Annotated in this window: 18 protein-coding genes; 13 read left to right on the forward strand and 5 right to left on the reverse strand. The window is 61.0% G+C overall.

All coding sequences use genetic code 11. The annotated features are described in order from the left end of the window. Positions 1-5: 5 nt before the first annotated feature. From ACEN8E_RS24525 to ACEN8E_RS24545, 5 genes are all read left to right on the forward strand, one after another. Entirely contained in the window at positions 6-1,130 is a 1,125-nt protein-coding gene (locus tag ACEN8E_RS24525) for a mannuronate-specific alginate lyase (RefSeq protein WP_495590205.1), read from the forward strand. A gap of 194 nt (positions 1,131-1,324) precedes the next feature. Next, on the forward strand, positions 1,325-2,890 hold the full coding sequence (locus tag ACEN8E_RS24530) for an MBOAT family O-acyltransferase (protein ID WP_495590206.1): 1,566 nt from the start codon (positions 1,325-1,327) through the stop codon (positions 2,888-2,890). Between the two features lie 11 nt (positions 2,891-2,901). Beyond that, positions 2,902-4,074 (forward strand): alginate O-acetyltransferase, encoded by a 1,173-nt coding sequence (locus tag ACEN8E_RS24535; RefSeq protein ID WP_495590207.1) that lies wholly within the window; start codon positions 2,902-2,904, stop codon positions 4,072-4,074. Between the two features lie 14 nt (positions 4,075-4,088). After that, on the forward strand, positions 4,089-4,745 hold the full coding sequence (locus ACEN8E_RS24540) for an alginate O-acetyltransferase AlgF (RefSeq protein ID WP_495590208.1): 657 nt from the start codon (positions 4,089-4,091) through the stop codon (positions 4,743-4,745). 214 nt (positions 4,746-4,959) lie between these two features. Beyond that, a complete protein-coding gene (locus ACEN8E_RS24545) occupies positions 4,960-6,411 on the forward strand; it encodes a mannose-1-phosphate guanylyltransferase/mannose-6-phosphate isomerase (protein ID WP_495590209.1) in 1,452 nt (483 codons plus the stop codon). Positions 6,412-6,510: 99 nt separating this feature from the next. Here the strand turns inward: ACEN8E_RS24545 and ACEN8E_RS24550 are convergent, their stop codons facing one another. After that, positions 6,511-9,129, reverse strand: coding sequence for an RHS repeat domain-containing protein (locus tag ACEN8E_RS24550; protein ID WP_495590210.1), 2,619 nt, complete (start codon positions 9,127-9,129; stop codon positions 6,511-6,513). Between the two features lie 251 nt (positions 9,130-9,380). Here ACEN8E_RS24550 and ACEN8E_RS24555 point away from each other — a divergent pair, with 251 nt between their 5' ends. The 3 genes from ACEN8E_RS24555 to ACEN8E_RS24565 all read left to right on the forward strand — a co-directional run bounded on the left by ACEN8E_RS24555 (position 9,381) and on the right by ACEN8E_RS24565 (position 11,214). Next, on the forward strand, positions 9,381-9,845 hold the full coding sequence (locus tag ACEN8E_RS24555; protein ID WP_007998302.1) for a hypothetical protein: 465 nt from the start codon (positions 9,381-9,383) through the stop codon (positions 9,843-9,845). 33 nt (positions 9,846-9,878) lie between these two features. After that, positions 9,879-10,703, forward strand: a complete 825-nt coding sequence (locus ACEN8E_RS24560; RefSeq protein ID WP_495590211.1) for an SDR family oxidoreductase — start codon at positions 9,879-9,881, stop codon at positions 10,701-10,703. Positions 10,704-10,824: 121 nt separating this feature from the next. Further along, positions 10,825-11,214 carry a DUF4440 domain-containing protein gene (locus ACEN8E_RS24565; protein WP_495590212.1) on the forward strand — a complete coding sequence of 130 codons (390 nt, stop codon included), beginning with the start codon at positions 10,825-10,827 and terminating at the stop codon, positions 11,212-11,214. A gap of 114 nt (positions 11,215-11,328) precedes the next feature. Here the strand turns inward: ACEN8E_RS24565 and ACEN8E_RS24570 are convergent, their stop codons facing one another. From ACEN8E_RS24570 to ACEN8E_RS24585, 4 genes are all read right to left on the reverse strand, one after another. Beyond that, the gene (locus ACEN8E_RS24570) at positions 11,329-12,192 is read right to left on the reverse strand and encodes an efflux RND transporter periplasmic adaptor subunit (RefSeq protein WP_046041943.1); all 864 of its coding nucleotides are present in this window, start codon (positions 12,190-12,192) and stop codon (positions 11,329-11,331) included. A gap of 24 nt (positions 12,193-12,216) precedes the next feature. Then, positions 12,217-12,417 carry a DUF1656 domain-containing protein gene (locus tag ACEN8E_RS24575; protein ID WP_495590213.1) on the reverse strand — a complete coding sequence of 67 codons (201 nt, stop codon included), beginning with the start codon at positions 12,415-12,417 and terminating at the stop codon, positions 12,217-12,219. Continuing rightward, positions 12,407-14,611: an FUSC family protein gene (locus tag ACEN8E_RS24580; protein ID WP_495590214.1), complete on the reverse strand. Its 2,205-nt coding sequence runs from the start codon at positions 14,609-14,611 to the stop codon at positions 12,407-12,409. The genes ACEN8E_RS24575 and ACEN8E_RS24580 overlap by 11 nt, the downstream gene beginning before the upstream one ends. Positions 14,612-14,750: 139 nt before the next feature. After that, positions 14,751-16,250: an efflux transporter outer membrane subunit gene (locus ACEN8E_RS24585; RefSeq protein WP_495590215.1), complete on the reverse strand. Its 1,500-nt coding sequence runs from the start codon at positions 16,248-16,250 to the stop codon at positions 14,751-14,753. A gap of 181 nt (positions 16,251-16,431) precedes the next feature. Between ACEN8E_RS24585 and ACEN8E_RS24590 the strand changes: the two genes are divergently transcribed. From ACEN8E_RS24590 to ACEN8E_RS24610, 5 genes are all read left to right on the forward strand, one after another. After that, positions 16,432-17,400 (forward strand): LysR family transcriptional regulator, encoded by a 969-nt coding sequence (locus ACEN8E_RS24590; RefSeq protein ID WP_495590216.1) that lies wholly within the window; start codon positions 16,432-16,434, stop codon positions 17,398-17,400. Between the two features lie 900 nt (positions 17,401-18,300). Next, positions 18,301-19,461, forward strand: coding sequence for an efflux RND transporter periplasmic adaptor subunit (locus tag ACEN8E_RS24595; RefSeq protein ID WP_495590217.1), 1,161 nt, complete (start codon positions 18,301-18,303; stop codon positions 19,459-19,461). Further along, positions 19,458-22,559: a multidrug efflux RND transporter permease subunit gene (locus ACEN8E_RS24600; protein WP_495590218.1), complete on the forward strand. Its 3,102-nt coding sequence runs from the start codon at positions 19,458-19,460 to the stop codon at positions 22,557-22,559. The genes ACEN8E_RS24595 and ACEN8E_RS24600 overlap by 4 nt, the downstream gene beginning before the upstream one ends. A gap of 9 nt (positions 22,560-22,568) precedes the next feature. Further along, positions 22,569-23,246 (forward strand): heavy metal response regulator transcription factor, encoded by a 678-nt coding sequence (locus ACEN8E_RS24605; protein WP_007972618.1) that lies wholly within the window; start codon positions 22,569-22,571, stop codon positions 23,244-23,246. Further along, positions 23,236-24,600, forward strand: a complete 1,365-nt coding sequence (locus tag ACEN8E_RS24610) for a heavy metal sensor histidine kinase (RefSeq protein ID WP_495590219.1) — start codon at positions 23,236-23,238, stop codon at positions 24,598-24,600. Before ACEN8E_RS24605 ends, ACEN8E_RS24610 begins: the two co-directional genes overlap by 11 nt. Positions 24,601-24,701 lie beyond the last annotated feature (101 nt).

Here is a 24,701-nt window from a genome sequence, read left to right on the forward strand (position 1 = left end):
CTGCCATGCGCTATCCGAATTTTTCAACACTGTTGGCACCGACGCTCCTGAGCCTGGCGATGTTCGCCGGGGCCACGCAAGCGGCTGCGCCACTGCGTCCACCCCAGGGCTATTTTGCGCCTGTGGATAAATTCAAGACGGGCGACAAAAGCGAAGGCTGCGATGCGATGCCGACGCCGTACACCGGCTCGTTGCAATTTCGCAGCAAGTACGAAGGTTCGGACAAGGCCCGCGCGACCCTGAACGTGCAGTCGGAAAAAGCCTTCCGCGAGAGCACCGCCGACATCACCAAAATCGAGCGCGGCACCAGCAAGCGCGTGATGCAGTTCATGCGTGACGGTCGCCCGGAACAGCTGGAGTGCACGCTCGACTGGTTGACCGCCTGGGCCCAGGCCGACGCGCTGATGTCCAAAGACTTCAACCACACCGGCAAGTCGATGCGCAAATGGGCATTGGGCAGCATGGCTTCGGCCTATATCCGCCTGAAGTTTTCCGACTCCCATCCGCTGGCCACCCATCAACAGCAAGCGCAGTTGATCGAAGCCTGGTTCAGCAGGATGGCCGATCAGGTGGTCAGCGACTGGGACAACCTGCCGCTCGACCAGACCAACAACCACTCGTACTGGGCCGCCTGGTCGGTGATGGCCACCTCCGTCGCCACCAACCGCCGCGACCTGTTCGACTGGGCGGTGAAGGAATTCAAGGTCGGCGCCAACCAGGTCGACGCCGACGGCTACCTGCCCAACGAACTCAAGCGCCAGCAGCGGGCCCTGGCTTACCACAACTACGCCCTGCCGCCACTGGCGATGATCGCCAGTTTCGCCCAGGTCAACGGCGTGGACCTGCGCCAGGAAAACAATGGTGCGCTCAAACGCCTGGGTGACCGGGTGCTGTCCGGGGTGAAAGACCCGGACCAGTTCGAGAAGAAGAACGGCAAGGAACAGGACATGACCGACCTGAAAGAGGACATGAAATTCGCCTGGCTCGAACCGTACTGCTCGCTCTACAGCTGCTCGCCCGAGGTGCTGGCGAAGAAACACCAGATGCAGCCGTTCAAGACCTTCCGCCTCGGCGGTGACCTGACCAAGGTCTACGACCCGGCCAATGAAAAAGGCAACAAAGGCTCATAGAACAAATGCAATCCCCTGTGGGAGCGAGCCTGCTCGCGAATGCAGTCTGACATTCACCAAAAGTGTCGACTGACATACCGCTTTCGCAAGCAGGCTCGCTCCCACAGTGAAGTGATGTTTGCCCCTCAGATTTGATGGGGGGTTTGGGGGGGCCGTTGGCCCTTGACTGTTGATTCAAACAAGGAGAGATCGGGATGGTTTTCTCGTCCAACGTGTTCCTGTTTTTGTTCTTGCCGATCTTTCTCGGCTTGTACTACCTGAGCGGGCAACGCTATCGCAATTTGCTGCTGCTGATTGCCAGCTACGTGTTCTACGCCTGGTGGCGTGTGGACTTCCTCGCGCTGTTCGCCGGCGTCACGCTGTGGAACTACTGGATCGGCCTGAAAGTCGGTGCCGCCGGGGTCAGGACCAAACCGGCGCAGCGTTGGCTGCTGCTCGGCGTGGCCGTCGACCTGTGCATCCTCGGCTACTTCAAGTACGCCAACTTCGGCGTCGACAGCATCAACGCGATGATGACCTCGGTTGGCCTGGAACCTTTCATCCTGACCCACGTGCTGCTGCCGATCGGGATCTCGTTCTACATCTTCGAGTCCATCAGCTACATCATCGACGTCTACCGTGGCGACACCCCGGCGACCCGCAACCTGATCGACTTCGCGGCGTTCGTGGCGATCTTCCCGCACCTGATCGCAGGTCCCGTGTTGCGTTTTCGCGACCTGGCCGACCAGTTCAACAACCGCACCCACACCCTCGACAAATTCTCCGAGGGATGCACGCGGTTCATGCAGGGTTTCATCAAGAAAGTCTTCATCGCCGACACCCTGGCCGTCGTGGCCGACCACTGCTTCGCCCTGCAAAACCCGACCACGGGCGATGCCTGGCTCGGCGCGCTGGCGTACACCGCGCAGTTGTATTTCGACTTCTCCGGTTACAGCGACATGGCCATCGGCCTGGGCCTGATGATGGGTTTCCGCTTCATGGAAAACTTCAAGCAGCCGTATGTCAGCCAGTCGATCACCGAGTTCTGGCGGCGCTGGCACATCAGCCTGTCGACCTGGTTGCGTGACTACCTGTACATCACCCTGGGCGGTAACCGTAAAGGCACGCTGATGACCTATCGCAACCTGTTCCTGACCATGCTGCTCGGTGGTCTGTGGCACGGCGCGAACATCACCTACATCGTCTGGGGTGCCTGGCACGGCAGCTGGCTGGCCATTGAAAAAGCCATTGGCCTGAACACCTCGCCACGCAGTTTCAACCCGATCCGCTGGGTGCTGACCTTCCTGCTGGTGGTGATGGGCTGGGTGATCTTCCGTGCGGAAAACCTGCACGTCGCCGGACGCATGTACGGCGCGATGTTCAGCTTTGGCGACTGGTCGCTGTCGGAACTCAATCAGGCCAGCCTCACCGGTCTGCAAGTGGCAACGCTGATCGTGGCCTACGTGACTTTGGCGTTCTTCGGCCTGCGCGACTTCTACACCAATCAGCCACCGGTCAAGACCAAGCCTGCCGTGAACGTCGACGCCGACGGCCCGGCCGCCGCGACAGCGGGAACGATCAAGGCCGTGCCTGGGGATAACCCGGCGAGCATCCATCAGCCTGGCTACACCGTCGGCGTCGAAGCCCAGGTGCAACCGGCCTACTGGACCGCTGACTGGTCGCGCTACGTGATGCGTGCGCTGGTGCTGCTGCTGTTCATCGCCTCGATTCTCAAACTCTCGGCGCAAAGCTTCTCGCCGTTCCTTTACTTCCAGTTCTGAGGGATCTGACCATGACCCGCTCATTACGTATCTTCTACATCGCGCTGTTCCTGGTGACCCTGCTGGTGCTCGGTCTGTGGTCGGTGCGCAGCTTCTTCGGCTTCAGCACCAACGCCGACGCGACGGTGCTCAACGGTCGCTGGACCAAAGCCGTGGAAACCCACTACGACGACGAGTTCCCGATCAAGCGCCTGGGCACCAATCTTTGGGCCGCGCTGGACTTCAAACTGTTCAACGAAGGTCGTCCGGGCGTGGTGCTCGGCCGCGACCAGTGGTTGTACAGCGATGAAGAATTCCACCCGGTGGTCAACGAAGAGCTGAACCTGCAAGGCAACTACGCACTGGTCGAAGGCGTGCGCCAGACCCTGAAGGAAAAAGGCGTGCAACTGGTCATGGCCGTGGTGCCAGCCAAGGTGCGCCTGTACCCGGAACACCTCGGTGAGGTGAAGCCGGCAAGCATTCACGCCAACCTCTACAAGGACTTCCATCAGCGCCTGGCCGCCGACCGGATTCCCGCCCCTGACCTGCTCGGCCCACTGCAACAGGCCAAACAGAATGGCCAGCAAGTGTTCCTGCGCACCGATACTCACTGGACCCCGGAAGGCGCCGAAATCGCCGCCAACCGCCTGGCCCAGACCATCGCCGACAAGTTCCCGCTGAGCGGCGAGCCACAGCGCTTCGTCACCGAACCTGCGGAGAAAATCACCCACAAGGGCGACCTGCGTCTGTTCCTGCCGCTGGACCCGCTGTTCGAAAACCTGATGCCGGCGCAAGAGTCACTGCAAAAGCGCAACACCGTGGCAGCCGATGACCAGCCGGCCGGTGACGATGCTCTTTTCGCCAACACCGAAGTGCCGGTGGCCCTGATCGGCACCAGCTACAGCGCCAACCCCACCTGGAACTTCGTCGGTGCGCTCAAGCAAGCCCTGCACAGCGACGTGGTCAATTACGCCGAAGACGGCCATGGCCCGATTCTGCCGATGCTCAGCTACCTGAAAAGCGATGCCTTCAAGAACAGCCCGCCACAGGTGCTGATCTGGGAGTTCCCTGAACGATATCTGCCCGTGAACAACGAAATCGGCGACGCCGACCCACAGTGGGTCGCAGAGCTTAAACAAGCCGGCGCGCGCCAACAAAACGTAGCCATCAACAAATCCGAGACGCCCGACCGGGCGCAAAACTGAAAGAGAGGTACACCATGACTTTCACTACAACTCCGCGTCGTCTCGCTAAAAGCCTTGCCCTGGTTGCCGGCCTCAGCGTGCTGTCGATACAGGCCTTCGCCGGTGGCGACGCCGCACTCTACGGCCCGACCGCACCGAAAGGCTCGACCTTCGTGCGCATCTACAACGCCAGCAACGCCGAAGTCAGCGCCACCGTCGGCAGCACCAACCTGAGCGACGTCGCGCCACTATCCAGCAGTGACTTCAGCTTCATGCCGGGTGGCGACTACAGCGCCAAGGTCGGTAGCCAGACCCTGCCGGTGAAACTGGCCGGCGACCACTATTACACCCTGGTCAACAACGCCAGCGGCGCACCGCAACTGATCGAGGAGCCGCCGTTCAAGAACAAGCAGAAGTCCCTGGTACGCGTACAGAACCTCAGCGACAAGACGCTGACCCTGAAAACCGCCGACGGCAAGACCGACGTCGTGCCGAACGTGGCCGCCAAGGGCCGTGGCGAGCGTGAAATCAACCCGGTCAAAGTCAGCCTGGCGCTCTATGACGGCGCAACCAAAGTCGGCGACGTGAAACCGGTCGCCCTGGAACGCGGTGAAGCCGCGGTGCTGTACGTCACCGGCAACGGCAGCAGCCTGTCGCCGGTCTGGGTGAAGCGCCCGGTGTCGACGCGCTGATCAATTTTCCAAGTTGATGCATAACCCCCTGTGGGAGCGAGCCTGCTCGCGAAAACGGTCTGACATTCAACATTGATGTCGACTGATACAACGCCTTCGCGAGCAGGCTCGCTCCCACAGTGATACGGGTCGTCAATTTGGACACGGAACAAAAACAAGAGTGAAACGACAGAACGCAGTAGCTCTAACCAATCGATATTCAAGGAGTAACAACATGATTCCGGTGATCTTGTCAGGTGGTAGCGGCTCACGTCTTTGGCCGCTTTCCCGTAAGCAGTTCCCTAAACAGTTCCTGGCCCTGACCGGCGAGCACACACTGTTCCAGCAAACCCTGGAGCGCCTGGTGTTCGAAGGTATGGACACGCCTATCGTGGTCTGCAACAAGGACCACCGCTTCATCGTCAACGAACAGTTGGCCGCGCACAAACTGGAAACCCAGCGCATCCTGATGGAGCCGTTCGGTCGCAACACCGCGCCGGCCGTGGCCCTGACCGCGATGATGCTGGTCAACGAAGGTCGCGACGAACTGATGCTGGTACTGCCGGCCGACCACGTGCTGGAAGACCAGAAAGCCCTGCAACGCGCCCTGGCCCTGGCCACCGTCGCTGCCGAGAACGGCGAAATGGTGCTGTTCGGCGTGCCGGCCACCAAGCCGGAAACCGGTTATGGCTACATCAAGTCGACCAACGACTCGCTGCTGCCTGAAGGCGTCAGCCGCGTCTCGCACTTCGTCGAAAAACCCGACGTGAAGCGCGCCACCGAGTTCGTCCAGTCCGGTGGTTACTTCTGGAACAGCGGCATGTTCCTGTTCCGCGCCAGCCGCTTCCTGGAAGAGCTGAAAAAGCACGATCCGGACATCTACGACACCTGCCTGCTGACCCTGGAACGCAGCAAGCAGGATGCCGACACCATCACCCTCGACGAAGCCACCTTCGCCTGCTGCCCGGACAATTCCATCGACTACTCGGTAATGGAAAAAACCCGACGCGCCTGCGTCGTGCCGCTGACCGCCGGCTGGAGCGATGTCGGCTGCTGGTCGTCGCTGTGGGAAGTCAATGAAAAGGACGCCAACGGCAACGTCAGCAAAGGCGACGTGGTGATCCAGGACAGCCGCAATTGCATGATCCACGGCAACGGCAAACTGGTGTCGGTGATCGGCCTGGAAAACATCGTCGTGGTCGAAACCAAGGACGCCATGATGATCGCCCACAAGGACAAGGTCCAAGGCGTCAAACAGATGGTCAACACCCTCAACGAACAGGGCCGCAGCGAAACCCAGAACCACTGCGAAGTCTACCGTCCGTGGGGCTCCTACGACTCGGTGGACATGGGCGGTCGCTTCCAGGTCAAGCACATCTCGGTCAAACCGGGCGCGTGCCTGTCACTGCAGATGCACCACCACCGCGCCGAACACTGGATCGTCGTCAGCGGCACCGCCGAGGTGACCTGTGACGAGAACGTGTTCCTGCTGACCGAGAACCAGTCGACCTACATTCCGATTGCTTCGGTGCATCGCCTGCGTAACCCGGGGAAGATTCCGCTGGAGATCATCGAGGTGCAGTCGGGGAGTTATCTGGGGGAGGACGATATCGAGCGGTTTGAAGATATCTATGGGCGGTCTACGCCGGTTGAGCGTGGGGTTTCGGTGAAGACCATCGCGCAGTAAGCGTTTATCAAAAAACAGCCCCCATTCAGCTCATTGCGTTCCCTATCCGCAGTGGGTTGAACGGGGGCTTTAGTTTTCCTTACTAAAATCTTGAGTCATTCAATCTCTAATTATTGAATAACCAGACCGCTCAAAATACTTGACTACAACGTCCTGATATTTTTTCGAAAGCACATAATCTCGTTGCTCGACCCCCGGATTACCAAAATGATACTTCGACATGAACGATGCGTGTTCCGGATTGAGTGTTCTTGAGGTCCATTTCAGGCGTATCACATTATCCGACCGTTTTACTCCGGAAAAGCCTATATAGTTTTTCTCTTCTCCGGAAAGAATTTTGACCATCATCGCGTGGCCTGTGAAATCCAATTCGGTGTTATCTGCCCTTTTACCAACAGAATGCAAAGCTTCAAGTGCAAATGAAAAGATTGGGCTTTTAGGGCCGACCTTGTAGGTAACACCTTTAGGTAACTGTTTCTCAACGTCCGACCCAGGCAAGCCCAATTGCGAAGAGATAGCGATATCTATTCGTTTATTTTTCACAGACATAACACCTACAAACTGACGATAGTTCTCCATAACTAGAATATTTTCGTTTGCTTCGATAGATAAACCTTTGACTTTCCGGTTCAACATACCATTAGTCTTTACACTCGCATCATCAACAGACGCACCACCCTCCTTAATTCCAGAATGGCGTTTTTCGCCTTCCTTCACCGCGACGTTCTCAAAACTCGGTACTACTTTTGCATTCACGGACGATGAAGCTATCGTTTCCAAACCAACATACTCAGCGACATTAACAAGAGCCTCCTTGGCCATTAAACCATCTTCATCAAAAAAACGAAGAGGGCTATTCAATAATGCTTTAAAGCGATTGCTTCCATCTACATCACCCGCCGGATCCGGGTTCAACCACCGCTGCCGTGCCGCTAGGTAATACCTGAACCCATAATAATAAAGTCCCGTCGCATCCCGCTCTTTCCCCGAATAACGCACCGTTCTGTAACTCGCCTCAACCTCCCCGCGTCCGGCGAACCACGCGGTAGTGCCATACGGGTGATAACGCTCCTGGCTGATCACGTCGCCGACCTCATCAAGCTCCAGGGTACAGGTGCCCAGATGATCATTCAGGTGGTAGCGGTATTGATCATTGCCCATGCCTTCCGGCGGTTTGGACTCCCAATGCAGCACCCGCACACTGCTGCGCCCGGCCTGCACGCTGATCACCTGCAACACTTCGCCCGTGCCGCTGTGGTTGCGCAGCTCCAGGTTTGGCAGATAGCGGGTTTCAGCAAGCAGTGTCCGGGCATTGGATTGGGTTTCGCGAACTTTGCGCACCCGCATGCCGTCAGCGCCGTAGACATAACGTTCGCGGTCATCGATGCCGGACTCTCGCTCGACCGGTCGCACTTCACACAACTGATTGCGCAGGTCCCACGCCAAGGCCTGCCCCGGTTGCAGGTTGAGTAGATTGCCGTTGCCGTCGAAGCCTCGACGGAAGTCGTCTTCGTCCGGTTCCACGCCTTCCAGCACCGGCAGACAACGGTTGCTGTGCGCCGTCGCGACCAGCCGATGGCCATGGCTTTGCGGACCGTCGTGAGTCAGCTCCAGAAGATTGCCGCCTGCGTCGTAGCGATAGGTCTGGCGGTAATTCGCGCGGGGCGCCGGGTCGTCGAAGGTCGAAAAGCCTGGGCCTTTGTTAGGGCCGCCCGCTTCCCAGCCGGTGGCTTCGATCAGTTGGGAAAGGCTGTCGTAGGAGTAGCGATTGACCGGTTCGATGCGCCGGTTGGCGAAGTAGCGAATCGGCTGCGCGGCATCCTCGATGCTCAGCACATTGCCTACCGCGTCGTAGGCGTAGCGCAGATCTTGCAGGACTGCGTTGCCGCGTTGAGCCCGGAGGCGGGTCAGGCGGCCATTTTGCGCGTCGTATTCCAGCGTGGTGATCACGCCATTGCCGGCGACTTCCCGCCCGGTCTGGCCGTGGGCGTTGTAGTCGATGGCGCTGACCAGGGTCTTTGGCGTGGATGTACCGTTGAGTTGCAGGCCAGCCTCACGCAACTGGCCGTCGAGGGTCTGGTTGAATAACTGACGGTGGCCTTTGGCATCGGTTTGCCGGGAGTCCTCGCCCAATGCATTGAAGTGCGAACGGGTGATGGCACCCTCCCCCGCCTCCAACAGCAACTCGCGATCCGCCACCGGCTCGGGCCAGTCCGGCAGCGACAATGCCTTCAGAAAATGCCGCGTCTGCTCCAACCCGGCGCCGTGCAATCCAAACTTGGTAAATAACTGCGTGCCCGCCGGATCATCATGGCGAATCAATTGCCCGCATTGGTTGCGCTCGGCAGAAGCCTGATCGCTCGCGCCGTAACCCAAGCGCTCCGTGCAAATCGCGTCACCATCCACCGCCTGCTCGAACACCGATAACGGGCGCAACAGGGTGTCATACCGCATCCAGCGCTGCGAACCCCGGCTATCCCAGGCATGAAGCGATTGCCCTGCCTCACCCAACAGCGCCACACGCCTCCCGGCATCGACGCTGTCCGTACTCAACACTGCGCCGGACAAGGTATAAGTCGTTTGCAGATTGGCCGGTGCCGAAGTGTCCAGAAACAACCGCGGGTCCCACTGCGCAATCGCGCGCCCCGCCCCATCATGGGCCGTGCGGTTGACTCGTGCCTGAGGGGGCACGCCGTCGCTGTCACGCCAGTAACCCACTGCACGGACCGGTAACCCACGAGGGTCTCTTGCTGTCAGGCTCGGGGTGTGGCGGTGGATTGCAAGGGTCGCTGGCACAGTAGCCGCTCCGGAATCTCTCCCCTCATGTAAGCCTGTCGATCAAGTGCCCGGCTACTGTCAAAAATTACAGTGCCGACAGATGGTCTCCCGTACCATCGGTACACCCCGCCCATCGCCAACCCTACCCGCGCTTAGGTAGGATGACCCTCTCTATTCCCGAGATCTACGTCATGTTCATCGGCGTCTTGCTGGTCATCACCTGGCTGATCCTGTTGCTGCGCTATCCGGCCAAGGCCTTGCCTGTTTCCATGGCCGCCGCCGTGGGCCTGGGCATTGTCGCGACCTGGGTCATCTGGATGGACCACCGCGAACTCAAGCAACTGCAACGCCTGGAGTTGCGCATCAGTTACGCGCCGCAGCAATGCCCCGCCGACCGTCCCTTGCAATTGACCCTGAACAACGGCAATGACGTGCCGCTGACGGAACTGCGCTGGCGGGTCGCGGCTTATGCACCGGGCGACACGGTGAACCTGGCCGATAATCAATACACTGCCCCGCGTTATCGCGGCCCCGGCGAATTGCAGGCCGGTGGCAACTGGGAAGACTGCTTGCCACTGCCGCCATTGCGCCCCGGCTACCGTCCGGAAACCCTGGAGTTTCGCGCCGAGCGATTGCAGGGTAGTTTTTCCGACTGATCTCTCCCCCACTATTTGCACAAGGAATGCGCCATGCCCGTTGCGTTGATTACCGGTTGTTCCAGCGGCATTGGCCGCGCCTTGGCCGACGCGTTCAAAGCTGCCGGCTATGAAGTCTGGGCCAGTGCGCGCAGGGCCGAAGATGTCGCCATGCTGAGCGCTGCCGGATTTATCGCCGTGCAACTTGACGTAAACGATGGTATTGCCCTTGAGCAGTTGAGCGAGCGCATCAACCAGGATCGCGGTGGCCTCGATGTGCTGGTCAACAACGCAGGGTATGGCGCCATGGGGCCGCTGCTCGATGGTGGTGTACCGGCCATGCAGCGCCAGTTCGAAACCAATGTGTTCGCCATCGTCGGCGTCACCCGCGCCTTGTTCCCGGTGCTGCGTCGGGCCAAGGGGCTGGTGGTGAATATCGGTAGCGTGTCTGGCGTACTGGTCACGCCCTTTGCCGGCGCCTACTGTGCCTCGAAGGCTGCCGTGCATGCCTTGAGCGATGCCTTGCGCATGGAACTGGCGCCGTTCGGCGTGCGGGTCATGGAAGTCCAGCCGGGAGCCATCGCTTCCTGTTTCGCCAAAAATGCCGGCCACGAAGCCGAGCAACTGATCAGTGAACAATCGCCGTGGTTTCCGCTGCGCGAAGGCATACGTGCCCGGGCCAGGGCTTCCCAGGACAAGCCGACTCCGGCCAGTGAGTTTGCCGCCGGATTGCTCAAGGCTGTGCAGCAGGCCAAACCGCCGCGGTTGCTTCGTCTGGGCAATGGCAGTCGGGCGTTGCCGCTGATGGCAAGCTTGCTGCCCAAGGGTTTGCTCGAATCCGGATTGATGAAGCGGTTCGGGCTACGTGGGCAGCTCTGAGACCGCGTAGACACCTTCGCGAGCAGGCTCGCTCCCACATTTAAAATACGTCTCCCTGTGGGAGCGAGCCTGCTCGCGAATAGGCCCGCACAGTCACTACAAAATTTCAGGTACCAGCACAATGACCGACTACACCGAATACTTCGACGAAGTGATCCAGGCCCACGTGGCCATCGAACAATGGCTGGCCGAAGAACAGAACGTCTCCGAACTCGAACACCTGCTGACACGTTTTTCACCGCAGTTTTCCATGGTCTCGCCGCTCGGTCGGGTGCTGGATTTTGCCGCGCTGAATGAATTGTTCACATTGGCGGGCGGCAAGAAGCTAGGTTTTCGCATCGAGCTCAGCGAGTTGCGTGGCATCGCGCTGCACGACGGTGGCGCGACCGTGAGTTACCGCGAGCAACAGACCGATGCGACCGGGCTGCACTCGGATCGTCGCTCGACCGTGGTGTTCGAGCAGGTGGATGGCAAGATCCTTTGGCGGCATTTGCAGGAGACGTTTTGCTGATCAACTGTAGGAGCGAGCCTGCTCGCGATGGACGTCAACGATAACGCAGGCATTCAGAAAGCACGCGACGCTCTCAGGTTTTTCGCGAGCAGGCTCGCTCCTACAGGGAATGCGTTAAGCACCATCGCCTTGCTTGACCACCACCGTGCAGGTAATCCCCGCCGCCAACAACACGCCCTCCGGCACTTCATCGATGTGAATGCGCACCGGCACCCGTTGCGCCAGGCGTACCCAGTTGAAGGTCGGGTTGACGTCGGCTATCAGCTCGCGGCTTTCCGGGTTGTCGCGGTCGTAGATGCCACGCGAGATGCTTTCCACGTGACCCTTGAGCACTTCGCCGCTCATCAGTTGCATGTCGGCCTTATCGCCCACGCGCACGTGGGGCAGCTTGGTTTCTTCGAAGAAGCCGTAGACCCAGAACGAGTTCATGTCGACCACGGCCATTTTCGCCTCGCCGATGCGCGCGTAGTCGCCGCGATGCACGTTGAGGTTGGTGACGTAGCCGTCCACCGCCGCGCGCACTTCAGTGCGTTTCAGGTTGAGCTCGGCGGCTTCCAGTTGCGCCTGGGCCTGCTGGTAATCGGCCAGGGCCGAGTCGGCGAGATTGCTGGCGTCGTCGCGGTTTTCCCGGGAGATCACCAGGTTGTCCATATCGGCGCGGCGATGGGCATTGACCTTGCGCATCTCCCAGGTCGCCTTGCGCGATGCCACCAGGCTTTGCGCCTGTTTCACCGCGAGACGGTAGTGCTCGGGGTCGATCTGCATCAGCAAATCACCCTTCTTCACCAATTGGTTGTCGCGCACCGGCACCTCCACCACTTCGCCAGTGACGTCGGCGGCGACGTTGATGATGTCGGCCCGCACGCGGCCGTCACGGGTCCACGGCGTGTTCATGTAGTGCTCCCACAAGGAGCGGCCGATCCACAGCGCGAGGGCCAGCACCAACAGGGTCGCGAGCAGGCTGAAAAACTTTTTCATCGGGGCATTCTCAGTGATAGAGAGTCAACGGTAGACAGTCAGCGCGATGGCACCGAACAGACAGGTAAACAGACTCAGGCGCAGTAACGCCGGGTGCCAGAAGAAGCGGTACAGGTCGAACCCGGAGAGGAAGCGGTCCAGTGCCCAGGCAAGTGCCGCCGCAATGAAAAACATCAGGGTCATGGTCGGCATGTACACGCCGTGGAAGGCGATTTCACGAGGCATGTTCAAGTCCTTGTGGCTTGCCGCTGGCACTGGCGTTCACGTAGCCGGCGAGCGGTGATTGCGGATCGAGCAGAGAGGTGCGGATGAAGTGCAGGTAGCTCTTCACCCGGCGCAACGCCGAGGTATCGAAGTGTGGGGCGAAGGGTTCGTCGGTGGACTGCACACGACTGATCGCGTGATCGACGGCGATCAGTGCGCGCTCGAGGTTGCTGCCGTTCGGTTGCAGGAACAGCCGCACCAGCGCGCGCCCCATCACCCGGATCGCCTGACGCCATGGCTGGGATTCGGCATAGGCCGGATGCACCGGCAGTATCGCCTGCTCCTTACGCAACTCGATGATCGCGTGGCCGACTTCCAGCACCACGAACATCCAGCGCAGCAAGCCCCGCTGCACTTGCGGTTGACCGGCCGCGAAGCCGTAGGCCTGATGCACCAGATCGCGGGTGCGGCTTTCGAAACTCGACGCCAGCCCCTTGAGCTTGCCGCTGATGGCGTACACCACCTGAGCGCGCAGGTCCTGCTCCAGACGGCGCCACAACCAGCGGCTGTTGGGCGGCAGAATGATCGCCCCTGCCGCTGCGCACACCAGCATGCCGAGCACCATGGCGATGTAGTCGTTGATGAAGGTGTAGGGGTTGTAGACCGTGAGGTTGTCCGGTACCGAGCCGGTGCTGAAAAAGATCAGCAAGCCCAGGCCGACACCGACGTATTGCGGCCGCGACGTCAGGAACGAGCCCAGTACGATCACCGGTGCGAGCATCACGCACAGCAACGGAAATCCGTCGATCCACGGGAAAATGAAAAACATCTCGACGAAGCCGATCAGCGCCCCGAGCAATGTCCCGCACGCCATCTGAAAGGCCATGCGTTTCGGGTTCGGGGTGGCGGCGGACAAGCCCACGGTCGCGGCGGCGATCAGGGTCATGGTCGCCCCGCTCGGCCAGGCGGTCGCCACCCAATAGCTGCCCAATACCACCAGGATGAATGCTGCGCGTATCCCCGATGCTGCCGCGGCCATCCAGTTGGTTTGCGGTGTGAACGGCTCGTCCCAGCGCTCCCGTTCGTGACTGTGATCGGCCAGGGATGCGTGGGTCTGTGCATAACCGTGCAGGTCGTCGACAAAGCGATAGAGCAGCTCGTAAGCGGTGTGGAAATCCAGTTGTTCGGCATCGCTCGGCTCGCTCTGCTGGAACGCTGCCCGCAGACAGCGCACTCGCGCCGGCAAGCCTTCCTTGTAGGCGCTCAGCACCGTGACCAGACGCGCCGCATCGGCGCTGGTCAGGGCACGACCGCTGAAGCCGTCGAGCACCTCGGCAAGGTCCTGCAGACCCGGCTTGATAGCTGCCACCACGGTGTCCGCCGCACTGCTGCGCAAGCGTTCGAGCAACTGGTGCAAGGCATTGAAGCGTGTGGTTATGCCCATGAACTCGCTGTTCAGGCGACTGAGCCGGCCATTGCGCCGACGCATGTGCGGGTCTTCAAAAACAGTGACGCTGCGCAAGCCTTCCAGGCCCACGGCTTCGGCGATGAAACGCACGTTACCGGCCTCGAATGCCTCACGCCGGCTGCGTCCGCGCAAGCCATCGGTGACGAACAGGGCGAACACGCCAAAGCGCTGATACAAGGCATTACGCATCGCCGCGCTAGCCGATTGCGGCAGGATGGCGGCACTGATCAGGGTCGAACAGAGAATGCCCAGCGAGATTTCCAGCACCCGCCAGACCGCCGCCATGAACGCCCCCTCCGGATGAGCCAGCGCGGGCAAGCCGACCATCGCCGCGGTGTATCCGGCGAGGACGAAGCCGTAGGCGCGGAAGTTGCGGCAGCGGGCGGCGCCGGCCGTGCAGATACCGACCCAGATCGCCAGCGAACCAAGGAACAGTTCAGTGTTCTGCGCAAACAGCGCAATCAACGCGACCATCACCGAAGACCCGGCCAGGGTGCCGAGAAAACGATAGAAGCTCTTGGCGAACACGTGGCCGCTTTGCGGCTGCATGACGATGAACACGGTGATCATCGCCGTGCGCGGTTGCGGCAACTCCAGGCGCATGGCCAGCCATAACGTCAGGAATGCCGCGAACAGCACCTTGAAAATGTAGACCCAGGTCACGCCGTCGCTGCGTGCCCAGTCGAAGAAACCCCGGCGCCATTCCAGGGAATACAGCCAGCGCAAGGGTGCGGGCAAGGGAGTCATGAAATCCTGCTCGGTGAAATTCAATGAAGAGCCGGAACCTGTGGGAGCGAGCCTGCTCGCGAAGAGGGAGTGTCAGGCGGCACAAATGTCATCTGACACACCGCCTTCGCGAGCAGGCTCGCTCCCACAGGTCTTGTATTCAACGCAAAAGGCTCGGGGTTTTCGGCACTTGAGTCTGTTCGGCGTTCGGTACATCGTTACCCGCGCCCAAACCACCACCCAACGCCGTCACCAGCTCCGCGTGGGCGCTCAAGCGCGCTGCCTGAACCTGCTGCTGCACTTGCTGCTGCTTGAACAGCAGGGTCTGGGCGTTGAGCACGTTGAGGTAATCGGTCAGGCCGCGCTGGTAGGCGATCATGGCGATGTCGTAGGTCTTCTGCGCAGTGGCCACCGACTCGGCGGCGAATGCCTGCTGCTTGTCCATGGACTCGCGGCGGATCAACTGGTCAGAGATGTTTTTCAGGGCATTGACCAGGGTCTGGTTGTACTTGGCCACGGCGATGTCATAACCGGCCGAGGCTTCGCCCAACTCAGCGCGCAAACGTCCGCCATCGAAGATCGGCAACGAAATCGCCGGACCCACGCTGTAGTTGAGCTTCTTGCCGGTCAGGAACTCCAGCGCCCCGCCACCGGTGGCCATGTAGCCGAGGCTGCCGACCAGGTCGACGTTGGGGTAGAAACCGGCATGGGCGACGTCGATGCCCCGCGCCTGCGCCGCCACTTGCCAGCGGCTGGCGACCACGTCCGGGCGCTGCCCGAGCAATTGCGCCGGCAGCGCAGACGGCAGTTTCAGTGGTGCAGCCAGCGACAGCGTCGGCCGCTGCAACTGCGCGCCTTCCCCCGGTCCCTTGCCGGCGAGGGCCGCGAGCTGGTTGCGGCTCAAGGCGATTTCTTCGTCGAGGGCATCGATCTGGCGATGGGTTTCCGGCAACGGTGTTTCAGCCTGGCTGACTTCGAAATGGGTACCGATGCCACCATTCAGGCGCTTCTGTGCCAGATCGAGAATCTGCTGTTGCTGCTTCAGGGTCGCCTCGACGATGTCCCGTTGTGCGTAATGCAGCGAAAGCTCGATGTAGACCCGGACGATGTTGTCCTGCAATTCGAGCTGGGCCTGACGAGCCTCGGCGACGGTCATGTGCGCCATGTCCACGGCGCGCTCGGTGGCATTGCTTTCGCGGCCCCAGAGGTCGAGGGCATAACTGAAACCCAGCGCGGCGTTGTTGTCCCAGGTGGTGCTGTTGGCCAGCTCACCGGGGCCATAGAACTGGTCGGTAGGCCAGTTGTGACGCTTGAGGGTGGACTCGCCATTGATCTGCAGCGACTCGGCCGCTTCCGCCACACCGGCCATGGACCTGGCTTGACGTACCCGGGCAGCGGCCATCGCCAGGCTCGGGCTGCCTTGCAGGGCGAGGTCGATCCAGCGGTTCAGTTGCGGGTCCCCATAGGCCTGCCACCATTGCGCGGTGGGCCAGTGCGCGTCTTGCGCGGCACTCTGGATCGCTTCGTCGGTGGCCAGCGAATTGGCCTCCAGCGCCTTGTCCTGCGGGGCAATACCTCCGGTTCCGATGCAGCCGCTGATTGCCAGGGTTAAAGCCAAAACACTGAGCGGCTGAAGCGCTCTGCTGATGCGACGCGGCACTGCTGCGATTTCCTGAGGTGGGGTGTTCTTGAGGTGAGCGCAATTCTATGGGGCGGCCTGAAGGGCGATAAGCTGGGATTCCTGTGAATCTTTGTTACCGTTAACGAGATAATCCGTAGGTAGGGGGTCACCGCCCCTGAAACTTCGTGTCACAATTTGCCATCGCACCCGAGAGCACCCCATGGACACTTTGCAAAACATGCGCGCCTTCAGTTACGTGGCCGAAGCCGGCAGCTTCACCGCCGCCGCCGTACAACTGGACACCACCACGGCCAACGTCTCGCGCGCGGTCTCCAACCTGGAAGCCCATCTGCAAACCCGGCTGCTCAACCGAACGACCCGCCGCATCGCTCTGACCGAAGCCGGCAAGCGTTACCTGTTGCGCTGCGAACAGATCCTGGCCTACGTCGAAGAAGCCGAAGCCGAGGCCAGCGACGCCCACGCACGCCCGGCCGGGCAACTGAAAGTGCACACCATGACCGGCATCGGCCAGCACTTCGTGATCGACGCCATCGCCCGCTACCGCAAGACCCATCCGGACGTGACCTTCGACCTGACCATGGCCAACCGCGTGCCGGACCTGCTCGACGAGGGTTACGACGTGTCCATCGTCCTCGCCCGCGAACTGCCGGATTCGGGGTTCGTCTCCCAGCGCCTGGGCATCACCTACAGCATCGTTTGCGCCTCGCCGGCCTACGTCAAAGCCAACGGCTGCGCACAAAAACCCAGCGACCTGCTCAACCACGCCTGCCTGCGCCTGGTCAGCCCGGTGATTCCGCTGGAGAAGTGGGCCTTCGACGGCCCTGAAGGCCAGGAAATGGTCACCATCAACAGCTCACCGTTTCTGGTGAACTCCGCCGACGCGATGAAATCCGCGATCATCAGCGGCATGGGCGTTGGCGTCCTGCCGCTGTACGCCGCGATAGAAGGCCTGCGCAACGGTACGCTGGTGCGCATGATGCCCAAATACCGCTCGCAGGAACTGAACCTGTACGCCATCTACCCGTCGCGCCAGTACCTGGACGCGAAGATCAAGACCTGGGTCGAGTATTTGCGTGGATCGTTGCCGGAATTGCTGGCCGCGCATCAGGCGGAATTGGCAGCGTATGAATTGAGTGGGAGCCTGGGTGGGGTTCGGGTGGCGAACTGAGCCTTTGTAGGAGCGAGCTTGCTCGCGATGGTCGTCAACGATGACGCTGGCAGCCTGACACCCCGCGGTGTTCTGTCGTTTATCGCGAGCAAGCTCGCTCCTACAGGGCCCGCCGCGATCGGCCATCCCTGGCCGTACGCGGCTAACCCGGCATCCATGCCGGGTTGCCCACTACGCAGAACCGGAACGAAGCCTCTCGAGGGGGCGTGTACCGCAAAAGCCAAAGCAAAAGCGAGGCGGCCTGACAGCCGACCTGACCACAGATGAACGCATCCCGCTGTAGGAGCGAGCCTGCTCGCGAAAAACGCCGGGACACCGCGGGCATTCAGACAGCCCGCGTCATCGTTGACGACCATCACGGGCAAGCCCGCTCCCACAGAAGAGCAAAAGCAGATCGGCGTACACCCACGCTTTTCACCACGCCACAGGCCGAGCGTTAGCTCGCCTGCCGCTTTTGATCTTGATCCACCCGCCCCCTCGGCAGGCTGAGTGGAGGTGTTCATCCGGGGACTGGCGCGCAGCGCCGTGCGGCGAAGCCGCACACATTGCATGTAGGTCGCGCGAAGCCGACCGGAGGGCAATGCCCCCGGATGAATGCCGGAGCGAAGGAACCCCGAGCCCAAGCGAGGGGCCGGACGTTCGGGGCGAGCGCTTTTTTTGCTTACTTTTTTTGAGGCGCTTGTTAAAAAAAGTGAGTCGCCGTCAGGGCGAAACCCTAAGTGGCCGTTACCGCAGCAACGGATATGTACACAGTCAACCAAGAACATGGCCGGCCCAGAGGCCGCCAAAGCCAAACTGACAGCGCCGTCAGTTAGCCGTCACCCTCCTGACCGTCAAACAGGTTTATAAAGGAAAATACCCACCGACCTACCGACCACCCAGCCCCGGCGCCCCACTCGCATGCGAATCCAGAAAAAACCCGCCCTGCTCGTCGCCCTTCTGATTTTCCTGGCAGCGCTGGGCCTGTGGTATGCCGCCAAACCGGCCAAGGCCAAGCTCGCCGCCCCCAGCGCCATCCCCGTGCGAGTGGTCGCTGTCGCCGAAAAAGACGTGCCGCGCTACGTCAGCGGCATCGGTTCGGTGCTGTCCCTGCACAGCGTCGTGGTCCGCCCACAAATCGACGGCATACTCACCAAAATCATGGTCAAGGAAGGCCAACTGGTGAAAAAAGGTGATCTGCTGGCCACCATCGACGACCGGTCGATCCGCGCCAGTCTCGACCAGGCCCGGGCACAACTGGGCGAAAACCAGGCGCAACTGCAAGTGGCGCTGGTCAACCTCAAGCGCTACAAACTGCTCAGCGTCGACGACGGGGTGTCCAAGCAGACCTACGATCAGCAACAGGCTCTGGTCAATCAACTCAAGGCCACCGCCCAAGGCAACCAGGCCTCGATTGATTCCGCTGAGGTACAGCTTTCCTACACACAAATACACTCCCCGGTCAGCGGTCGTGTCGGTATTCGGACAGTCGACGAAGGCAACTTCCTGCGCATGAGCGACGTCCAGGGCCTGTTCACCGTGACCCAGATCGACCCCATATCCGTGGAATTTTCCCTGCCGCAGCAAATGCTGCCGACCTTGCAGGGCCTGATCAACGACCCGCAGCACGCCCAGGTCAAGGCCTACATCGGCGCCGACACCGACGGCGAAACCGGCAACCTGCTCGGCGAAGGTCACCTGACCCTGATCGACAACCAGATCAACGCCAACACCGGCACCATCCGCGCCAAGGCCGAATTCGACAATCCGGGGCAGAAGCTGTGGCCGGGCCTGCTGGTGACGGTAAAGATTCAGACAGCCCTGGACAAAAATGCGTTGGTGGTACCGCCAACCGTCGTACAACGCGGCCTGGACCAGCACTTCGTGTACCGGGTCAATGGCGACAAAGTCGAAGCCGTGCAGGTGCAGATGGTCTATCAAGGCAGTGGCCAGGACATCATCAAAGGCGTTAATCCGGGTGATGTACTGGTCAGCGATGGTCAGTCGCGGCTCAAACCGGGTTCAACGGTGCAGGTGCTGACCGAGCCGTCGCAAGTGGTGCAATCGGAGGCGGAGCAATGAAGGGCCACGGTTCGGTATCCGCCTGGTGCATCGACCACCCGGTGGCCACGGTCTTGCTGACGTTCGCCCTGGTGCTGCTGGGCGTCATCGCGTTTCCGCGCCTGCCGGTAGCGCCATTGCCGGAGGCAGAGTTCCCGACCATTCAGGTCGCCGCGCAACTGCCCGGCGCCAGCCCGGAAACCATGGCTTCCTCGGTGGCCACGCCCCTTGAAGTGCAATTCAGCGCCATTCCCGGCGTGACCCAGATGACCTCGAGCAGTGCACTGGGCTCGACCAACCTGACCCTGCAATTCACCCTCGACAAGAGCATCGACACTGCCGCCCAGGAAGTGCAGGCGGCGATCAATACTGCCGCGGGCAAGCTGCCCAAGGACATGCCGAACCTGCCAACCTGGCGCAAGGTCAACCCGGCCGACAGCCCGGTGCTGATCCTCAGCGTCAATTCCTCGCAGATGCCCGGCCCGGAGCTCAGCGACCTGACGGAAACCCTGTTGTCCCGTCAGCTCAGTCAGGTCGACGGTGTAGGCCAGATCGCCATCACCGGTCAGCAGCGTCCGGCGATCCGCGTCCAGGTTTCGGCGGACAAACTCGCGGCCATCGGCCTGACCCTTGCCGACATCCGCCTGGCGATCCAGCAGACCAGCCTCAACCTGGCCAAGGGTGCGCTGTACGGGGAGTCGAGCATCTCGACCCTGTCCACCAACGACCAGTTGTTCCACCCGGAGGACTACAGCCAGCTGATTGTTTCCTACAAGAACGGCGCACCGGTTCATCTGCGCGACGTCGCCAAAGTCGTCAACGGTTCGGAAGATGCCTACGTCCAGGCTTGGGCGGGCACGCAACCGGGGGTCAACCTGGTGATTTTCCGCCAGCCGGGGGCCAACATCGTCGAAACCGTGGACCGCATCCAGGCCGCCTTGCCGGCGCTGGAAGCGATGCTCCCCGCCTCGGTGCAGGTCAAGACACTGATCGACCGCACCCAGACCATCCGTGCCTCGCTGCATGAAGTGGAAATCACCCTGCTGATTGCAATCATGCTGGTGGTGGCGGTGATGGCGCTGTTCCTGCGCCAGTTGTCGGCAACCTTGATCGTCTCGGCGGTGCTGGGAGTTTCGCTGACCGCCAGCTTTGCGCTGATGTACGTCATGGGATTCAGCCTGAACAACCTGACGCTGGTGGCGATCGTGGTGGCCGTGGGCTTTGTGGTCGACGACGCGATCGTGGTGGTGGAAAACATTCACCGGCACCTGGAGGCCGGCGACGGCATGCGCGAAGCGGCGATCAAGGGCGCGGGCGAGATCGGCTTCACCGTTGTCTCGATCAGCTTTTCGCTGGTGGCTGCGTTCATTCCGCTGCTGTTCATGGGTGGCGTGGTCGGGCGGCTGTTCAAGGAATTCGCCCTGACCGCCACCTCGACCATCCTGATTTCCGTAGTGGTGTCACTGACCCTGGCACCGACCATGGCCGCGCTGTTCATGCGCGCGCCGGTGCATCATGCCCACGACAAACCGGGTTTTGGCGAGCGTCTGCTGGCATGGTACGAAAAAGGCCTGCGCCACGCCCTCGCCCATCAACGCTTGATGATCGGCGTGTTCTGCCTGTCACTGGGCCTGGCCGTTGCCGGGTACATTCTGATCCCGAAAGGTTTCTTCCCGATCCAGGACACCGGTTTCGTCCTCGGCACCACCGAAGCCGCTGCCGACATTTCCTACGGCGACATGGTGAAAAAACACCTGGCAATGGCGGAAATCGTCGCCGCCGACCCTGCGGTGGAAACGTTCTCGCACTCGGTCGGAGTTTCCGGCAGCAACCAGACCATCGCCAACGGCCGCTTCTGGATCACCCTGAAAAAACGCAGCGACCGCGATGTCTCGGCCAGTCAGTTCATCGACCGGATTCGTCCGCAACTGATGAAAGTACCGGGCATCGTCCTGTACCTGCGCGCCGGCCAGGACATCAACCTCAGTTCCGGCCCAAGCCGTGCACAGTACCAATACGTACTCAAGAGCAACGACGGCGGCACACTCAGCACCTGGACCCAGCGCCTGACGGAAAAACTGCGCGCCAACCCGGCGTTCCGCGACATTTCCAACGATTTGCAACTGGGCGGCAGCATTACCCACATCAGCATCGACCGCAGCGCGGCGGCGCGTTTCGGCCTGACCGCCAGCGACGTCGATGAAGCCCTGTACGATGCATTCGGCCAGCGCCAGATCAACGAATTCCAGACCCAGGTCAATCAGTACAACGTAATTCTGGAGCTGGACACCAAACAGCGCGGCAAGGCCGAAAGCCTCAACTATTTCTACCTGCGCTCGCCCCTGAGCGGGGAAATGGTGCCGTTGTCAGCCCTGGCCAAGTTCGATGCGCCAACCGTCGGCCCGCTGTCCATCGCCCATGACGGCATGTTCCCGGCCGCCAACCTGTCGTTCAACCTGGCACCGGGCGTGGCGTTGGGCGATGCGGTGATCATGCTCAACCAGGCCAAGGCCGACATCGGCATGCCAAGCGCCATCAGCGGCAATTTCCAGGGCGCGGCCCAGGCGTTCCAGAGTTCTCTGGCCAGCCAGCCGTGGCTGATTCTCGCGGCGCTGGTGGCGGTGTACATCATTCTCGGCGTGCTCTACGAGAGCTTCGTCCATCCGCTGACGATCATTTCCACCTTGCCCTCGGCGGGCCTCGGTGCGGTGATCATGCTGTGGATTTGCGGCCAGGACTTTTCGATCATGGCCTTGATCGGCCTGGTGCTGTTGATCGGTATCGTCAAGAAAAACGGCATCCTGATGATCGACTTCGCCCTCGAAGCGCAGCGCAATGCTGGATTGTCGCCTGAAGAAGCGATCTTCAAGGCCTGTCTCACGCGGTTCCGGCCGATCATCATGACCACCCTCGCCGCCCTGCTCGGCGCCCTGCCGCTGATGCTCGGCTTCGGCACCGGGGCCGAGTTGCGCCAACCCCTGGGGATCGCGGTAGTCGGCGGCTTGCTGGTGAGCCAGGCCCTGACGCTGTTCACCACGCCGGTCATATACTTGTGGCTGGAGCGGTTGTTTCACAGGCCCAAACCTTCGCCAGTGCCAGCGCTGGCGAGTACAGACTGAGGCAGGGTCATGCGCGTTCTGATTATCGAAGACGAGGAAAAAACCGCGGATTATCTGCACCGCGGTCTGACGGAACAGGGTTACACCGTGGATCTGGCGCGGGACGGGGTCGAAGGTCTGCACCTGGCGCTGGAGAGCGACTACGCGGTGATCGTCCTCGACGTGATGTTGCCGGGCCTCGATGGCTTCGGCGTGTTGCGCGCCTTGCGTGCGCGCAAGCAAACCCCGGTGATCATGCTCACCGCCCGCGAGCGTGTGGAAGATCGCATCAGGGGCCTGCGTGACGGCGCCGATGACTATCTGGGCAAACCGTTTTCCTTCCTTGAACTGGTGGCACGCCTCCAAGCGCTGACCCGCCGTAGCGGCGGTCATGAACCGGTGCAAGTGAGCATCGCCGACCTGTGGATAGATTTGATCAGCCGCAAGGCTACTCGTGGCGGCACACGGCTGGACCTGACCGCCAAGGAGTTCTCGCTGCTCAGTGTGCTGGCCCGCCGCCAGGGCGAAATTCTCTCGAAAACCGCCATCGCCGAAATGGTCTGGGACATCAATTTCGACAGTGACGCCAACGTCGTCGAAGTCGCGATCAAACGCCTGCGGGCCAAGCTCGACGGGCCGTTCGAAGAGAAACTGCTGCACACCATTCGCGGCATGGGTTATGTGCTGGAGAGCCGTGGTGTCCAGTAACTCGATCGCGCTACGCCTAAGCGGGATGTTCACCCTGGTGGCGTTATTGGTGTTCCTGTTGATCGGCTGGGCACTTTATCAACAGGTGGATAAAGGCTTGGGCCTGTTACCCGAAGCTGAACTCGATGCGCGCTACAGCGTGCTCGAATCCACGGTCGGCCGTTACGGCACGCCCGAGCATTGGGTGAAGATCAACAACAAGCTCAATCTGCTGAGCGAAGAAGACAAGCGCATCAGTTTCTGGATCATCAGCGGTGATCCGCACTACGAATACGGCAACCTGACCCCGCAGGTCCGCGCCTTTGCTCAAGGGCCGCTGGGCACGCGCGACATGCAGCTGGCGGATCACCCCTATCCGCTGAAAGTGCTGGTCAGCGAGTTCCCGGCCAAGGACCAGCGACCACCGCTGCGCTTCATGATCGCCATCGATACCGAAACGTTTTTCCATACCCAGCATCAATTGCTGATCGCGCTGATCAGTCTGGCGATTGTCGGCGTGCTGCTGGCTTCGGCTCTGGGTTATTGGGTGGCGCGGATCGGTCTCAAGCCGCTGATCAAACTGTCCGCGGAAGCCCAGCGCCTGGCCCCGCCATTGCGCTCGGGGCGCTTGCGATTGTCACCCTTACCGCCGGAACTTGATCAATTCGTCAGCTCGTTCAACTCGACCCTGGAACGGGTCGAGCAAGCCTACTCGCGCCTTGAATCGTTCAATGCCGACGTCGCCCACGAACTGCGCTCACCGCTGACCAACCTGATCGGCCAGACCCAGGTCGCATTGACCCGCGGACGCTCCGCCGAGCATTACTTCGAAGTGCTGCAATCGAACCTCGAAGAGCTTGAGCGACTGCGTTCGATCATCAACGACATGCTGTTCCTCGCCAGCGCCGACCAGGGCAGCAAGGCGACCAAACTCACCTCTACCTCGCTGGCCGAAGAGGTGGCCACGACCCTGGAGTATCTGGATTTCATTCTCGAAGACGCTCAGGTCCAGGTCGAGGTCAGTGGTGACGCACAGGTACGCATCGAGATCGCCCATCTGCGCCGGGCGCTAATCAACCTGCTGAACAATGCGGTACAGCACACCGCGCCCGGGCAGGTGATTCAAGTGCACATTGAAGCCGAAGAACACCAGGTCAGCATCGGCGTCGCCAACCCCGGTTCGCCGATTGCCCGTGAACACCTGCCACGGCTGTTCGAGCGCTTCTATCGGGTCGATGCTTCGCGCAGCAACAGCGGCAACAATCACGGTTTGGGGCTGGCCATCGTCAAGGCGATTGCATTGATGCATGGCGGCGATGTGTTCGTGCGCAGCGACCACGGGATGAATACATTCGGGATTCATCTGCCCGTCTGATCCCTTTCCTTTGTAGGAGCGAGCCTGCTCGCGAATCAGGCAACCCGGTGCAACTCAAGGACCGAGGTGTTGCTTTCGCGAGCAGGCTCGCTCCCACATGA

The sequence above is a fragment of the Pseudomonas sp. Pseusp9 genome, assembly GCF_059491265.1.

What these genes read in the sequence shown, in the direction of transcription:
- ACEN8E_RS24525 (WP_495590205.1), top strand. Translation starts at nt 6, where the DNA reads ATGCGCTATCCGAATTTTTCAACACTGTTGGCACCGACGCTCCTGAGC.
- ACEN8E_RS24530 (WP_495590206.1), top strand. Translation starts at nt 1,325, where the DNA reads ATGGTTTTCTCGTCCAACGTGTTCCTGTTTTTGTTCTTGCCGATCTTT.
- ACEN8E_RS24535 (WP_495590207.1), top strand. Translation starts at nt 2,902, where the DNA reads ATGACCCGCTCATTACGTATCTTCTACATCGCGCTGTTCCTGGTGACC.
- ACEN8E_RS24540 (WP_495590208.1), top strand. Translation starts at nt 4,089, where the DNA reads ATGACTTTCACTACAACTCCGCGTCGTCTCGCTAAAAGCCTTGCCCTG.
- ACEN8E_RS24545 (WP_495590209.1), top strand. Translation starts at nt 4,960, where the DNA reads ATGATTCCGGTGATCTTGTCAGGTGGTAGCGGCTCACGTCTTTGGCCG.
- ACEN8E_RS24555 (WP_007998302.1), top strand. Translation starts at nt 9,381, where the DNA reads ATGTTCATCGGCGTCTTGCTGGTCATCACCTGGCTGATCCTGTTGCTG.
- ACEN8E_RS24560 (WP_495590211.1), top strand. Translation starts at nt 9,879, where the DNA reads ATGCCCGTTGCGTTGATTACCGGTTGTTCCAGCGGCATTGGCCGCGCC.
- ACEN8E_RS24565 (WP_495590212.1), top strand. Translation starts at nt 10,825, where the DNA reads ATGACCGACTACACCGAATACTTCGACGAAGTGATCCAGGCCCACGTG.
- ACEN8E_RS24570 (WP_046041943.1), bottom strand. Translation starts at nt 12,192, where the DNA reads ATGAAAAAGTTTTTCAGCCTGCTCGCGACCCTGTTGGTGCTGGCCCTC.
- ACEN8E_RS24575 (WP_495590213.1), bottom strand. Translation starts at nt 12,417, where the DNA reads ATGCCTCGTGAAATCGCCTTCCACGGCGTGTACATGCCGACCATGACC.
- ACEN8E_RS24580 (WP_495590214.1), bottom strand. Translation starts at nt 14,611, where the DNA reads ATGACTCCCTTGCCCGCACCCTTGCGCTGGCTGTATTCCCTGGAATGG.
- ACEN8E_RS24590 (WP_495590216.1), top strand. Translation starts at nt 16,432, where the DNA reads ATGGACACTTTGCAAAACATGCGCGCCTTCAGTTACGTGGCCGAAGCC.
- ACEN8E_RS24595 (WP_495590217.1), top strand. Translation starts at nt 18,301, where the DNA reads ATGCGAATCCAGAAAAAACCCGCCCTGCTCGTCGCCCTTCTGATTTTC.
- ACEN8E_RS24600 (WP_495590218.1), top strand. Translation starts at nt 19,458, where the DNA reads ATGAAGGGCCACGGTTCGGTATCCGCCTGGTGCATCGACCACCCGGTG.
- ACEN8E_RS24605 (WP_007972618.1), top strand. Translation starts at nt 22,569, where the DNA reads ATGCGCGTTCTGATTATCGAAGACGAGGAAAAAACCGCGGATTATCTG.